The sequence below is a fragment of the Agrobacterium sp. 22-209-1 genome (assembly GCF_053522485.1).
The window spans coordinates 19,493-33,351 of sequence record NZ_JBNWCH010000001.1; the positions used below are offsets into that span (position 1 = coordinate 19,493).

Consider the following 13,859-nt stretch of genomic DNA (forward strand, 5'->3'; position numbering starts at 1 on the left):
GGCAAAGTTCTCTTCAAACGCGACGTCATCCTCGGGCTTGTCCCGAGGATCCAACCACGTTTGATGTGGTGGGTCGTTAGATCCTCGGGTCAAGCCCGAGGATGACGTCGCGTTTAGAGGCTCTGTTGCTGTCAAGACCGGCGGCCAACGCCACCGATCTTGTCTGTTTCGGGTACTAGGCAGCGATAAACTCGTTCCAGCGACGGACCATGTAGCGGTCTTCGTCCATGACGGAGTTCCAGCAGGCGACCTTGCCCATGCGCTCCTCGAAAGAGCCGCCGTCGCGCACCGCACCGGCCTTTTCCATGACCTTGCCGTCGGGCGCGATGATGTCGCCCTCAGCCGGCTTGCCTTCGACCCAGTAACCCCACTCGTCGGCGGTCATGTGCTCCTTGGCCGTTTCCATGGCGGCGGAGTAATAACCCTGGCGGTTGAGATAAGCGCCGACCCAGCCGGAGGTGTACCAGTTGATATATTCATAGGCTGCGTCGAGCTTCGCGCCGGACAGGTGCTTGGCGAGACCCAGACCTCCGCCCCAGGAACGATAGCCCTCCTTCAGCGGCTGGTATTTGCAGGCGATACCCTTGGAGCGGACGGCGGCAACGGCCGGCGACCACATGGACTGGATGATGACTTCGCCCGAGGCCATTAGGTTGACGCTTTCGTCGAAGCTCTTCCAGAAGGCGCGGAACTGGCCGTCCTTCTTGGCCTTGATGAGGAAATCGATGGTCTTGTCGATCTCTTCCTTGGTCATGTTGCCCTTGTCGGCATATTTGATGTTGCCCATGGCTTCCATAATCATCGCCGCATCCATGATGCCGATGGAGGGGATGTTGAGAATGGAGGTCTTGCCCTTGAACTTCGGGTCCATGATATCGGCCCAGCTGGTGATATCGCGACCGACAAGATCGGGACGGATGCCGAGCGTATCGGCATTGTAGATGGTGGGAACCATGGTGAAATAATCGGTCTCGCCCTTCGCGAATGTCTTGTCGCCGGGCTTTTCAACGAAACCGACCGTGTGCGGCGCGGTACCCTGCGCGACCACGCTGTCCGGCTTCAGCTTGCCGTTTTTGAACAGCGGCACGATCTTGTCGTAATATTTCAGCTTCTTGATTTCCATCGGCTGAATGACGCCGGCCGGATAGACCTTCTTGAGGATCCAGTATTCGATATCGGCGATATCGTAGGAGTTCGGCTGGGTGACGGCGCGCTGGGCGGCGGCGTCGGAATCCGTCGCCGTCATTTCGAGCGTGATGCCGAGGTCTGCCTTGCACTTCTCGGCAATGGCATTGAGGTTGGAGACGCCGGTGCCGAACTGGCGGATAGTAATCGGGTTCTGTGCCCAGATGGTCGGGAAGCCGGTGATGAGGCCGGAGCCGATCGCCGCACCCGTGGCGGCCGCGCCCGCCTTCAGGAGGCCGCGGCGGGACAGGCCCTTCTTGCTGTTGGTGGTATCGGTCATTTCAAAGTTCTCCTCTGGTTATTTTTGGGGTCACTTCTCTATCCGGCCGAGCACGATGGCATCGGCCGCATTCCATGAAAGCGGTATGGCGTCGCCGGTCCTGACCGGATTCTCGAAAAAGGCGGCATCGCTGAGGATGACGTTGAAATCCTCGATGCCTGCGCCGGTTACGGCGATCTTCACGCTTGCGCCGCGATATTCGACGTTCGAGACGATGCCGGTGAAACCGAGGCCCGGCTGTTGCGCCTCACCCACGCGCACGCGGTCGGTGCGCACGGCGATATCGACCGCGCCCTCATCCGGGGCGACGCCGCCTGCCGTGAAAGTACCGCCGCCCGCCACTTCGAGCGTGACGAGGTCTCCCGATTTTTCCCGGTAGCGCCCGGAAATGACGTTGTGGTCGCCCATGAAGCGGGCGACGAAGGCGGTGGCCGGACGCTCGAACACCTCGCGCGGCGTGGCCGCCTGTTCGATGCGGCCGTCATTCATGACGACGACGATATCGGCAAGCGCCATGGCCTCTTCCTGGCTGTGGGTGACATGCACGAAGGTGATGCCGAGCGAGGTCTGCAGTTTCTTCAGCTCGGCGCGCATACGGATCTTGAGGAACGGGTCCAGCGCCGAAAGCGGCTCGTCCAGAAGCAGCGCCTCGGGATCGGTAATCAACGCACGCGCCAGCGCCACCCGCTGCTGCTGCCCGCCGGAAAGCTGGGCCGGACGGCGGCTGGCATAGGGTTCGAGCTGCATCAGCCGCAGCATATCGAGCGCCTTGGCCCGTCGGGTTTCCTTGTCCACACCCTTCATCTTGAGGCTGAAAGCGACATTGTCGACGAGATCGAGATGCGGAAACAGCGCGTAGGACTGGAACATCATGGCCGTACCGCGCCGGGCGGGCGGCAGATCGGTGACGACCGCATTGCCGAGCCTGATGTCACCGCTGGAGATGCTTTCGTGGCCGGCGATCATTCTGAGCGTCGAGGTCTTGCCGCAGCCCGATGGCCCAAGCAGGCAGCAATAGCTCCCGGCCGGTATTTTGAGGCTTATCGCATGCACGGCGGTGGTGTTGCCGTAAATCTTGGATACGGACGCGATGTCGATTGCTGCGGCTTTGCTCATAAACACTCTCCTGCGACGTCTTTGTCATGCAGGAGGCGTGCCAATCGGCTTAGCCTTTGATGTAAAATGATATTCTTCTGCGGTCCGGAAAGCTTTGCCCGGACTTGCCCAATTTTACGTCGATTGTTTTCGATTCATTGCAGAAATTGTATGCAATCCAAAAATCCGAAACGCCCCGCGCTTCACCCGGCCTTGAACCGGTCGAAAGCGGTGAGATATTTGACCGTGGGATCGGCATCCCAGCGGTAAATTTCGGTCCGCAGGAAATGCAGTTCCTCTTCGAGCTTTTCCTCCGGCAGTTCGACCCACCAGGATTTCGGCCGTCCATCGGAACCGTCGGACCAGCGATAGCCCCGCTTTTTCAGATGATCTTTCATGTCGAACGGGCTGTTTTCCGCGTAGAGACGCACCCTTGAGCGCAGGCTCGCCTCATGGAGTTCTGCAAACGGCGTTCTACTCTGGCCAGGGCGCGTCTGCTCCAGCACTTCCAGCAGGGCGAAACAATCGTCCACGGCACGATGGCCGTCGTGGAAATAGCCGGATTGCCCGATCAGATAACCGAGTTTGTTGCCCTCGAAACCACGCGCGCGCCAGTCAATTTCCGAAACGGAGCAGGCCCATGCCTTGTCGCGGAAGATCGGCGAGAAGGCCTCGCAAAAGGGGCGGTCGAAACCGGCATTGTGGGCGATGATCAGATCGGCATGGGCAATGAGGGCGGTCAGCCGGCCCATGTCTATCGACTGCCCCGCCACCATCTCGTCGGTGATCCCGGTCAGACGAGTGATTTCTTCGGGAATGGCGATACCAGGCTGCCGCAACCCGCCATAGATGCCGGTGACATCGCCGATTGTGCCGTTATCGTCGAATGTGAAGGTGATGACGCCGATTTCGATGATCTCGTCGGTCCGATGGTCGAGGCCCGTCGTTTCCGTATCGAGGATCACGCCCTGACGGGCGAATTCCGGCCTTGGCCGATCGATGACCGCGCGCGGCTGCAACCGGCGCAGGACACGATAATTACCGGTGGATTCAAGATAAGCAGCAAGGGCCTCATCGTCCGTAGCGGTCTTTTGGGTCGTTTCGAGACCACCCGCTTTTCGCCCTCTTTCAGCCTGCGGAAGCCGCGCTGCCGCGGGAGAGAAAAAATCCAACTGGGAGGTCATTATGTGCCTGTCCGCCTTGCCCGGAAATCAAGATTGAGTATTCCAACATATGCGCACGGGCTCACAGTAACAACAGCGGTCGCTCTCATCCACAGAAACGGCATATCTCACGGGGTACAGTTAAGGGTTGCGGCTTCAATTTACGATGGTAGAAAAAGCGCACCGTTCCCGTGTTCAGGAGAGAAGAAGAATGCCGCTTCCATCGCCTTCCAACCCGAAAACGCTCGCTGACCAGAGCCGTCTGAAACTGTTTCCGCTGCAAAGCGGGCCGCATTTCGCCAATGCAGGCCTTACCAACGGCGCGAGCGGCATCGTCTTTACGGGTTATACGCGCGATGCGAGCCACGACAATGAAGCATTCTCCTGCTGCGGCAGTTACACCCTGCGCAATTCCGTCCACGCCGCGATTGCCGGCACGACAAGCGACAATTGCACCGTCTTTGCCCTGAAGAGCATCATCAACCAGCGCCCGTGCCTGGCGGTCGGGAAGTTCGACCCGGATGGCAAGCCACTGGCATTGTCGAAGTCGGAATTCGAAGAGGTCACCAAACCGCTGTTCCAGTTCGCGGACAAGGTTTCGCCGATCCTCGGCAGCGAGCCGGCGCCAGGCATTCAGATCCGTAGCGGCGATGCTTCCTATAATTATCAGGTGGACGCACGCAGTGGCCGTTTCCGCTTCACCTATAAGGACGCCATGAACGGCGGTCGTTTCGGACCTTCGGCCGACGGCAATTTTTCCCTGGAACATGACGGCCATCGCCTCGCCAGAATAAGCGCCGGCGCCAGCTATAGCAGTTCGGACAATTCGATTGCCGCCTCGGCCTATCGCAACATCGAATCCCGCGGTTTCGAAACGACGGTGCGCAGCGGCCAGGCTTCCGCCATGTTCGGAAGAACCTACACGGAAAACGCCATTACCCGCAAAATCGGCGTCGGTTACGGCGACACCTCGTTCCGGCGCGAGGATACGCCGGGAGGAACGATCAAGGAAACCCTGGGGCACAAGCTGGACGAGGTCACGCTTGAAGTCTCCCGCACGCGTGACCGGGCGAAGGGCACCGAATATATGCTGACCATCAAGATGGAGCTTTGAGGCTTCGGCAAGCGGAGCGGCCGCGACAGCAGTTCCTCAGGAGGCCTGCCTGTGGAGAAGGTTTTCGCAATTGGCCGGATTGCCGATGATCTCGCTCGTCCTGATGATGGAGCCGGCATCCGCGGTTATCTTGATGATGCAGTCGCGGCGATGTTCCTTGATCTTCATGCCCTCGGTTTCCGTGACCTGCGCCTGCCCGTCCACGATCTTGACTTCGCGCCTGTTGCTTAGGCCGGCATAGGTCTGCCTATCGACTTTCAGCCAGTAGGATTCGGTTTCGCCGTTTTCGATGATGACCTTGTTCGGGCGGCCGATCCGAGCGATTGCGGCCTCGCGCGGTTGTGCCACGAAACCCGCGACAGTGCGGGAAATCTCCGTCTCGCCGGCACTGGTGCACGCCGCAACGATGACCAGCACGGCCGCCAGACATCCACTTTCAAGCCATCTCATTTCCAGATCATTCCCTACAAAACGTCACCTGCCCAGGCTTTCGGCCGGCACCCAGGGGCAAATCTAGGCGGGATCATTTTGCACCGAAAGATGGAACGGCCCCAAAGCCGATCAACTTGTTATGATCAGCCCCTTCGCGGGAAGCCGATTTACCGGTCCGGCGCGCGCAGTTTTTACCTGTTGCGGAACACGGTGCAGGGAACGCCCGCCCGCCGGATATCGCCACAAAGCGCGTTGGCTTCAGCTCTGGTTTCCCGGCCGATACGGGCCGCATAACGCGGCCGCGAACCGAAATTGCCGCCCCGCTGCCGCACGATCAAAGCCCGCTCGGCATTCAGCGGCTCCGAAAGCTGCAGGATCGCCCGGGTGAAAAGCCGGTTCGCCACGGCCGGATTATAATGCGCCGCAAGCTGCACGCCCCAGGGCGCCCAGTCGGCCGATGCAATGAGAACGGGATCTTTCATGGTGCGGGTGTCGGCGAGACGCACGCAGGCATCGAGAAAGGAACGGTCGTCATCCAGCGCCGGTGCAGCCTTTTCCGGCGGATTGTCCTTCCATGTCTCCACCGGATAACCGGTGATCGCGAACACATAATCGCGGGTTTCGGTGGGCAGGCGGCCGTTGGCGATGAAATTCCGCAAGCCCGCCTCCCCCGCATTGTAAGCTGCGGCGGCAAGGCCGAAATTGCCGAACTGCACGTTCAATTCGGAGAGATATCGGGAAGATGCCTCAAGCGCGGCGATGATGTTGAAACTGTCTTCGAGACCGCGCAACTGCGCCGTTCCCGGCATGAACTGGGCAATGCCCTCCGCCCCCTTCGGACTGACCGCACTCGCCCGGAACAGGCTTTCTCGCCAGATCAGCCGGGCGAAATAATCCGGAGGAACGGCATGGCGGACGGCAAGAACCTCAATGGCATGGCAAAGATCGTTATTGTAACTGTCGGCATTGATGCACAAATCCGGCGCGACATCATGGGTATAAGCGCAGGCGGTTTTTTCCCTGGCGGGCTCTTCGGCTTGCGCCGCCCCAAAGGCTGCGGTCAGCAGACACAGGGCAAGAGCCATGCGGCTTGTCGATATCCCTGCCAAGCGAAAGTCCCCGAAAACTCCAGACACGATGTGCCGATTATCGGCCAATCCGGAAGATATGCCCAGCTTTGCGGCTTGTCATCACGTATCGAACATCGAACGGACTGGCGCGATCGGACGGGACGAGGACGGCGGGCAGCCACTTTCAAGTCAGTAATGGACCGTCAACATTCTCTCGACGTCATCATCGGCCCTGTGCCACTGCCATCAGGAATTTAAACCGGATGGCAGTGGCACAGGACCGATGACGAGAGAATATGGGCTCACCACCGGCTTCACAGGAACTGAGGCCTCACTCTAAAAGTCCTGCCACTCCTCATGCTTGACGGCAACCGCAGCGGAACCGCGCGCTGCAAGCGGGCGGGATGCGCTGCGATGCGAGCTCGCCGGCGCAGATTGCTGCTCGAAGCCGCTGCGCGCAGAGGCGGAGGAGCGCGGAGTGTCATCGAACCGGAATTGCCCGAGAAGTTCAAACAGGGCCGCCGCTTCCCGCGCAAGGCTGTGGCTTGCGGCGGTCTGCTCCTCGACCATGGCGGCGTTCTGCTGGGTGCCCTGATCCACAGTGTTGACCGCCTGATTGATTTCCGCAAGCGCCGTGGACTGTTCGCGCGCGGCATCGACAATCGCGACGACATTGGTGTTGATGTCACGCACCTGCTCGGCGATCTCCTGCAGGGCCGAGCCGGCCCTGGTGACAAGGCCGACACCGTTCTCAACCTGCGCCCCGGAGGCATTAATCAGGCTCTTGATTTCCTTGGCAGCCGTTGCCGAACGCTGCGCGAGTTCGCGAACCTCCTGCGCAACCACGGCAAAACCCTTGCCCGCCTCACCGGCACGGGCGGCTTCAACGCCTGCATTCAATGCCAGAAGATTGGTCTGGAAGGCGATTTCGTCGATCACGCCGATAATGTTGGAAATCTCTCGCGATGATTTTTCGATCTGGTCCATGGCGCCGATCGCATCGCGCACCACCTGGCCCGAATGTTCCGCGTGGTCACGGGCGCGGGCAACGATCTTGCCAGCCTCTTCGGCGCGGCGGCTGGAATCGTTGACGGCGGTGGTGATTTCCTCCAGTGCAGCTGCCGTTTCTTCGATGGAGGCGGCCTGCTGCTCCGTGCGTCTGGCGAGATCGTCGGCAGCGGACCTGATCTCGTTGGAACCGGAAGAAATGGCGCCTGCATTTTCAGACACCAGCGTCATGGCCCTTTTCAGCTTTTCCGAAGCCGCGTTGAAATCCGTGCGCAATCTATCAAGCGAGGGGATGAAGGGCTTGTCGATGTTCTGGGCAAGATCGCCCTCGGCCAGATCGGTGAGGCACTGCGCCAGCTTTTCGACATTCTCGACGCGGCCGGTCACGTCAGTCGCGAATTTGACGACCTTGAACACCTTGCCGTTGAGATCGAAGATCGGGTTATAGGACGCCTGAATGAAGACCTTGCGGCCGCCCTTGCCAAGCCGCATGAACTCGTCCGCCACGAGGTCGCCGCCGGCCAGCCTTTCCCAGAACTGCTTATATTGCGGCGACTGCGTATAGGCCGGTTCGCAGAACATGGAATGGTGCCTGCCCTGCACCTCCGCCAGCGAATAACCGAGCGCGGCCAGAAAATTCTCGTTTGCGGTCAAAACCTCGCCGTTCGGGGAGAATTCAATGATGGCTTGAGCCCGAGACAGGGCGTCGATCTTGCCCGCGTCTTCCGCCGCCTTCAGTTTGCGGTCGGTAATATCGGTGGCGATCTTGACCACTTTCACCGGCTTGCCGCGACGAAATACCGGATTGTAGGACGCCTCGATCCAGACTTCCCGGCCGCCCTTGCCGATGCGCTTATATTGCCGCTGATCGAACTGACCGGCCGAAAGCTTGGACCAGAAGGCCCTGTAATCCTCAGAAGACACAACCGCAGGTTCCACGAACATGCTGTGGTGCCTGCCGAGGATTTCCGAAAGCTCGTAACCGAGCGCCCGACAGAAATTCTCGTTGGCGTTGAGAATTTTTCCCGAAAGGTCGAATTCAATGATGGCCTGGGATTTGGAAAGCGCGGCAAGAACCGCAAAAGCATTGGCACCACGATCAAGAATACTCACGCGCAGTCCTCCGTTAGAAAGGGATGATTTCTATTCAAAATCATTCGTGAATATTATGATTACATTCTTAAATAATATTTAAGGATAAAGTTGATCTTCGTCATCTGCGGTTGCGGAAACCGTGGCAGAGTGATGTCTGTCGATGTTCCCTTGCCGCCGTTCTTTTTTGGAACGTTCGGCGCATGGTCGCATTCTATACCGAATGGGGAACCGGCAATTGCCGGCGCGTTTACGTGCCGACACAAGGGCGATTTCAACTTGGGAGGAACACACAGATGGAAAAGAACACGATCTGTATCTGGTACGACAAGGATGCCGAGGCCGCAGCCAGATTTTACGCCGAAACCTTTCCGGATAGCACGGTAACTGGTGTTCACCATGCGCCGAGCGACTTTCCCTCCGGTAAGAAGGGAGACGTGCTGACGGTGCAGTTCACCGTTGCAGGCATCCCCTGCATCGGCCTCAATGGCGGACCGGTCTTCAAGCAGAGCGAGGCTTTCTCCTTCCAGATATCGACCGAAGACCAGGAAGAAACCGACCGTTACTGGAACGCCATCGTCGGCAATGGCGGTGAGGAAAGCGCCTGCGGCTGGTGCAAGGATAGATGGGGCGTTTCCTGGCAGATCACGCCGCGCGTGCTGATGGAGGCCATGGCCGCCGGCGGCGCGGAGGCCAAACGCGCCTTCGACGCGATGATGGACATGAAGAAAATCGACGTCGCCGCCATCGAGGCCGCACGTCGCGGTTGATTGGCAAAAGCTGTTCAGCAAGAAGTGGCAACGCAATCCGGAAATAGTAAGCGCTTGATAAACAAGGTTACATTCCGATTTTCCGCATTTGTCGCACTTTTTTCGCCGCGCAGAATACGCTGCGCGGCCAGTCATCATAAAACGTTCAACAAAATGTAAGCGATCCGTTAAATACGACTGTTAGCAGAGCCCGTGGCTACGTGCCGGGGACATAAGGTCCTTGCCGAGCAGGCCATCATTCCATCAACGGGGCTAACTCATGAAATCTTCCGCTCTGACTTCCTTCGTGGCCGGCGTCGCCATCGCCGCCGCCTTCGGCGCCACGGCCGCCCAGGCAGAAAAGACCAAGTTCGAATTCTGGTACGGTCTTTCCGGCGATCTCGGCGACCGCGTGCAGGAAACCTGCAAGAAGTTCAACGAATCCCAGACCGAATTCGAGATCGTCTGCACCTCGCAGAACGATTACGAATCCACCCTGCAGAACACCATTGCCGCGTATCGTGCCAAGAAGCAGCCCGCCATCACCCAGATTTATGACGCCGGCACGCTGGACATGATGCTGTCCAAGGCTTTCGTTCCAGCCAAGAAGCTGATGGCTGACAATGGTTACAAGATCGACTGGGACAATTACTTCCCCGGCATCGCCAATTATTACGCCACGGCCGCAGGCGAGCTGAATTCCTTCCCCTATAATTCTTCGACCGCGATGTTCTATTACAACGTCGATGCTTTCGAAAAAGCCGGCATCACCTTCAAGCCCGACACATGGGAACAGGTCGAAGAAGCTTCCAAGAAGCTGAAAGCCGCCGGTTTCGAATGCCCGCTCGCGTTTAACTTCGACACATGGATGCTGATGGAGCAATTCTCCGCCATCCACAACCAGCCGATCGCCACCAAGGCCAACGGTTATCAGGGTCTGGACGCGGAACTTGCGATCAACAAGACCAAGTTCGTCGACCACGTGAAATTCTTCAAGAAGATGCAGGACGAGAAGCTGTTCGTCGTCAAGACCAAGCAGCTCGGCATGGATATCCTGCCGGCCTTCACCTCCCAGACCTGCCAGATGTTCATGACCTCCATCGCCAACCACGGCACCGTTGGCAAATCCATGCCGGAAGGCGTGAAGTGGGACGTCGCCATGCTGCCGATCTGGAAGGGCACGGAGCGTCACAACTCGCTGGTGGGCGGCGCTTCGCTATGGGTCATGGCCGGTCGTCCGGAAGCCGAATACAAGGGTGCGGCCGCATTCCTGAACTTCATCGCCCAGCCTGATATGGTTGAATGGTGGTCGACGGTCACCGGTTACATTCCGGTCACCAAGACCGGCTTCGACGCCATGAAGGCCAACGGTTTTTACGACAAGGCTCCCTATAAGGGCCGCGAAAAGGCCATCGAAAGCCTGACGTTCACGCCGCCGTCCGACTATACCCGCGGCATCCGCCTCGGCGGTTTCACGCAGATCCGCAAGGAAGTCGCCACCTCGCTCGAAGCCATCTTCATGCAGAACGCGGATATCCAGGCTGAACTCGACAAGGCCGTCGAGCGCGCCAATACCGGCCTGCGCCGCTTCGAAAAGACCTATGAAGGCGCCAAGCTGAACTAAGCCCGCTTTCATCGCCGTCAAAGGCCTGTCCGGACATGGTTCGGGCAGGCCCGCCGAATTCTCGAACCCTGCCGGTTTCCAATGGAAAAGCGTACCGTCTTCAAAAGCACATGGCTGCCTGTGCTCTTCGCCCTGCCGCAGTTCCTGCTCATCCTCTTGTTCTTCTATTGGCCGGTTGCGGCGGTGCTGAACTGGGCATTCACCCTGGAGCCGCCTTTCGGCGGCCAGGCGGAATTCGTCGGTTTAGCCAATTTCATCGAAACCTTCGGCGATCCGCTTTATTGGCAATCGATCCTCACCAGCCTGATATTTGCGGTGGCCGGGCCGTTTTTCGCGATCCTCATCGGCCTTGTGCTCGCCCTTGCGGTCGATCGCCAGCTTCCCGGCTCCGGCTTTTTCCGGGTGCTTTATATCCTGCCCTACGCGATTGCCGGTCCCGCCGCCGGCATGGCCTTCCGCTTCATCCTGTCGCCGGAACGCGGCATCGCCGCATCGCTGAATTCCTGGTGGCCCGATATCTGGAACCCTGCAAAATACGGCGAGCACGCGCTCATCCTTGTCATCGTCATCTTCATCTGGAAATGGGCGGGCTACACCTTCATCTTCCTGTTCGCCGGCCTGCAATCCGTGCCGCGTTCGCTGACGGAGGCCGCCGCCATGGACGGCTCCGGGCCCGTTCGCCGCGCCATCGACATTCAGGTGCCGCTGCTGGCCCCGACCCTGTTCTTTCTCACCGTCATCATGATGACCGAAGGTTTCGTTGGCGCCGATACGTTCGGCATCGTCGCCTCCACCACGGAGGGCGGCCCCAACCACGCCACCGAAGTGATGGTCTACCGCATCGTCAGCGAGGCCTTCGAGGGACTGAACTATTCCGGCGCCTCGGCGCAGAGCCTCGTCCTCATCGGCCTCATCATGGTCTTCACCTTCATCCAGTTCCGCTTCGTCGAGCGGCAAGTCCATTACAAGTGAGGCGGCGATGATCCAGCGCACACCCTATGCCGACGCCCTGACCTATGCGATCATGGTGGCCGGTTTCTTCCTGCTCATCGGCCCCTTCATCGTCGTCATTTCCGGCGCCAGTCAGTCGGTCCAGCAGGTCAACAGCGTCCCCTTCAACTTCATGCCGCAGGGCGAATTCTTCACAAATGCACAGGCGGCATGGCAACGCGCCAATCTCGGCAATGCCCTCCTCAACAGCATGATCATGGCGACGCTGGTGACCATCGGCAAGGTGGCCCTTTCGGCCTTCACGGCCTTTGCCATCGTATTCTTCCGCTCGCCGCTCAGGCATCTGTTCTTCTGGACGGTGTTCATCACCCTTATGCTGCCGCTCGAAGTGCGCGTGGTGCCAACCTATTCGGTCGCCGCCGATGTTTTCCAGCCGTTCCGCTCGGTCCTCGGCCTGTTCGGCATCGAGATCACCCTCGAATGGAACCTGCTGAACTCCTACGCCGGCCTCACCCTTCCGCTGATCGCCACCGCCACCGGCACCTTTCTTTACCGGCAGTTCTTCATGACGATCCCGGACGAACTGGCGGAAGCCGCGCGCATGGACGGTTCCGGTGCGGCACGTTTCTTTGTGGATATGCTGCTGCCACTGTCGCGCACCAACATGCTGGCGCTCACCACCATCATGTTCGTTTATGCCTGGAACCAGTATCTGTGGCCGCTGCTGATGATCACCGACCCGTCCTACAAGACGGTGATGATGTCGCTGCGCGCGCTTCTGCCCGCCGATGACGGCACGCCGGACTGGAACGTCACGCTGGCCGGTTCCCTCATCATCATCCTGCCGCCGCTCCTCGTCGTGGCCTTCCTGCAACGCTGGTTCGTCCGCGGTCTCGTCTCGTCCGACAAGTGACAGCGCGGCTTTCAAAAAAGGTTTTATAATCATGGCTCAGATCGATATCCGTCAGGTCCGCAAATCCTATGGCAAGACGCCCACCCTGCACGGCGTGGACCTCTCTTTCGGTTCCGGCGAATTCGTCGTCATCCTCGGCCCCTCGGGCTGCGGCAAATCCACGCTTCTGCGCATGATCGCCGGTCTGGAGGATATCACCTCCGGCGAGATCGCCATTGGCGGGCGTGTGGTGAACATGCTGGAACCGCGTGAGCGCGGCTGCGCCATGGTGTTTCAGAACTACGCGCTTTATCCGCATATGTCAGTCGCCGGTAATATCGGTTATGCGCTGAAAGTCGCCGGCGTTGCGAAAGCCGAACGCCAGCGCCGCATTGAGGAGACAGCAAAGATCGTCGGCCTTTCCGATTATCTGGAGCGCAAGCCGGCAGCCCTTTCCGGCGGCCAGCGCCAGCGCGTCGCCATGGCCCGCGCCATCATCCGCGAACCTGCGGTGTTTCTGTTCGACGAGCCGCTCTCCAACCTCGACGCCAAGCTGCGCGTGACCATGCGCGCGGAGATCCGCAAGCTGCACCAGCGCCTCTCCGCCACCTCCATCTTCGTCACTCATGATCAGGTGGAGGCCATGACGCTGGCCGACCGGCTGGTCGTGATGAACAAGGGCAATGTCGAGCAGGTCGGCCATCCGCTGGATATCTATCACCGCCCGGCCAGCACCTTCGTGGCGTCCTTCATCGGCTCGCCGGCCATGAACCTGTTTAGCACAAGGGTGGAGGTGGAATCCCCCGCCGTGATGCTGAATGGCGCGCCGGTGAAACTATTCCCCGAAATCGCGCTGGAACTGCGCGGTCGCGACGTCACGGTCGGTATCCGCCCGGAGCAGTGCGTGGTCAGCACGGATGGCGCCGGCGTACCGGCGGTTGTTGATTTCGTCGAAGAATTGGGCTCGGGCCGCATCGTGCATGCCGATATCGCAGGCGAGACCTTTTCCGCCGCCATCGGTGAGGACCTTTCCGTAAAACCCGGCCAGCGCATCCATCTCGATCTTCCACCGGCCCATCTTCATTTTTTCGATCCGGCCACCGGCAAACGGATCGAAGCGGAAGGTATGGCGGAGACCCCCCGAAGCATAAACGAGAAGCTGCTCGCGGTTTGAACCTTCTGCGAGAAATGTCCGGCACGGTTT

12 protein-coding genes are annotated in these 13,859 nt (G+C 59.4%); 6 read left to right on the forward strand and 6 right to left on the reverse strand.

Annotation, left to right across the window (positions count from 1 at the left end; all coding sequences use genetic code 11):
- Positions 1 to 175: 175 nt before the first annotated feature.
- The 3 genes from ACQZ48_RS00100 to ACQZ48_RS00110 form a co-directional block, all read right to left on the reverse strand.
- Positions 176 to 1,465, reverse strand: a complete 1,290-nt coding sequence (locus ACQZ48_RS00100) for an ABC transporter substrate-binding protein (protein ID WP_080796270.1) — start codon at positions 1,463 to 1,465, stop codon at positions 176 to 178.
- Positions 1,466 to 1,495: 30 nt separating this feature from the next.
- Positions 1,496 to 2,581: an ABC transporter ATP-binding protein gene (locus ACQZ48_RS00105; protein WP_448728304.1), complete on the reverse strand. Its 1,086-nt coding sequence runs from the start codon at positions 2,579 to 2,581 to the stop codon at positions 1,496 to 1,498.
- Positions 2,582 to 2,763: 182 nt separating this feature from the next.
- Positions 2,764 to 3,744 (reverse strand): 3'-5' exonuclease, encoded by a 981-nt coding sequence (locus tag ACQZ48_RS00110; RefSeq protein ID WP_448728305.1) that lies wholly within the window; start codon positions 3,742 to 3,744, stop codon positions 2,764 to 2,766.
- A 190-nt stretch (positions 3,745 to 3,934) separates the two neighbouring features.
- On the opposite strand from ACQZ48_RS00110, the gene ACQZ48_RS00115 reads away from it, so the two are divergent.
- A complete protein-coding gene (locus tag ACQZ48_RS00115) occupies positions 3,935 to 4,837 on the forward strand; it encodes a hypothetical protein (protein ID WP_448728306.1) in 903 nt (300 codons plus the stop codon).
- A 36-nt stretch (positions 4,838 to 4,873) separates the two neighbouring features.
- On the opposite strand, the gene ACQZ48_RS00120 is transcribed toward ACQZ48_RS00115, so the two are convergent.
- The 3 genes from ACQZ48_RS00120 to ACQZ48_RS00130 form a co-directional block, all read right to left on the reverse strand.
- Positions 4,874 to 5,287 (reverse strand): hypothetical protein, encoded by a 414-nt coding sequence (locus ACQZ48_RS00120; RefSeq protein ID WP_448728307.1) that lies wholly within the window; start codon positions 5,285 to 5,287, stop codon positions 4,874 to 4,876.
- Positions 5,288 to 5,460: 173 nt separating this feature from the next.
- Positions 5,461 to 6,354, reverse strand: coding sequence for a transglycosylase SLT domain-containing protein (locus ACQZ48_RS00125; protein ID WP_448728308.1), 894 nt, complete (start codon positions 6,352 to 6,354; stop codon positions 5,461 to 5,463).
- A gap of 321 nt (positions 6,355 to 6,675) precedes the next feature.
- On the reverse strand, positions 6,676 to 8,460 hold the full coding sequence (locus ACQZ48_RS00130) for a methyl-accepting chemotaxis protein (RefSeq protein WP_271364836.1): 1,785 nt from the start codon (positions 8,458 to 8,460) through the stop codon (positions 6,676 to 6,678).
- 275 nt (positions 8,461 to 8,735) lie between these two features.
- Here ACQZ48_RS00130 and ACQZ48_RS00135 point away from each other — a divergent pair, with 275 nt between their 5' ends.
- The 5 genes from ACQZ48_RS00135 to ACQZ48_RS00155 all read left to right on the forward strand — a co-directional run bounded on the left by ACQZ48_RS00135 (position 8,736) and on the right by ACQZ48_RS00155 (position 13,829).
- Entirely contained in the window at positions 8,736 to 9,209 is a 474-nt protein-coding gene (locus tag ACQZ48_RS00135) for a VOC family protein (protein ID WP_448728309.1), read from the forward strand.
- Positions 9,210 to 9,468: 259 nt separating this feature from the next.
- Positions 9,469 to 10,812, forward strand: a complete 1,344-nt coding sequence (locus ACQZ48_RS00140; RefSeq protein WP_448728310.1) for an extracellular solute-binding protein — start codon at positions 9,469 to 9,471, stop codon at positions 10,810 to 10,812.
- A gap of 81 nt (positions 10,813 to 10,893) precedes the next feature.
- Complete coding sequence (locus ACQZ48_RS00145) at positions 10,894 to 11,784, forward strand: carbohydrate ABC transporter permease (protein WP_077984174.1); 891 nt, start codon at positions 10,894 to 10,896, stop codon at positions 11,782 to 11,784.
- A gap of 7 nt (positions 11,785 to 11,791) precedes the next feature.
- Entirely contained in the window at positions 11,792 to 12,676 is an 885-nt protein-coding gene (locus tag ACQZ48_RS00150; RefSeq protein WP_077984175.1) for an ABC transporter permease subunit, read from the forward strand.
- 31 nt (positions 12,677 to 12,707) lie between these two features.
- On the forward strand, positions 12,708 to 13,829 hold the full coding sequence (locus ACQZ48_RS00155) for a sn-glycerol-3-phosphate import ATP-binding protein UgpC (protein WP_077984176.1): 1,122 nt from the start codon (positions 12,708 to 12,710) through the stop codon (positions 13,827 to 13,829).
- Positions 13,830 to 13,859 lie beyond the last annotated feature (30 nt).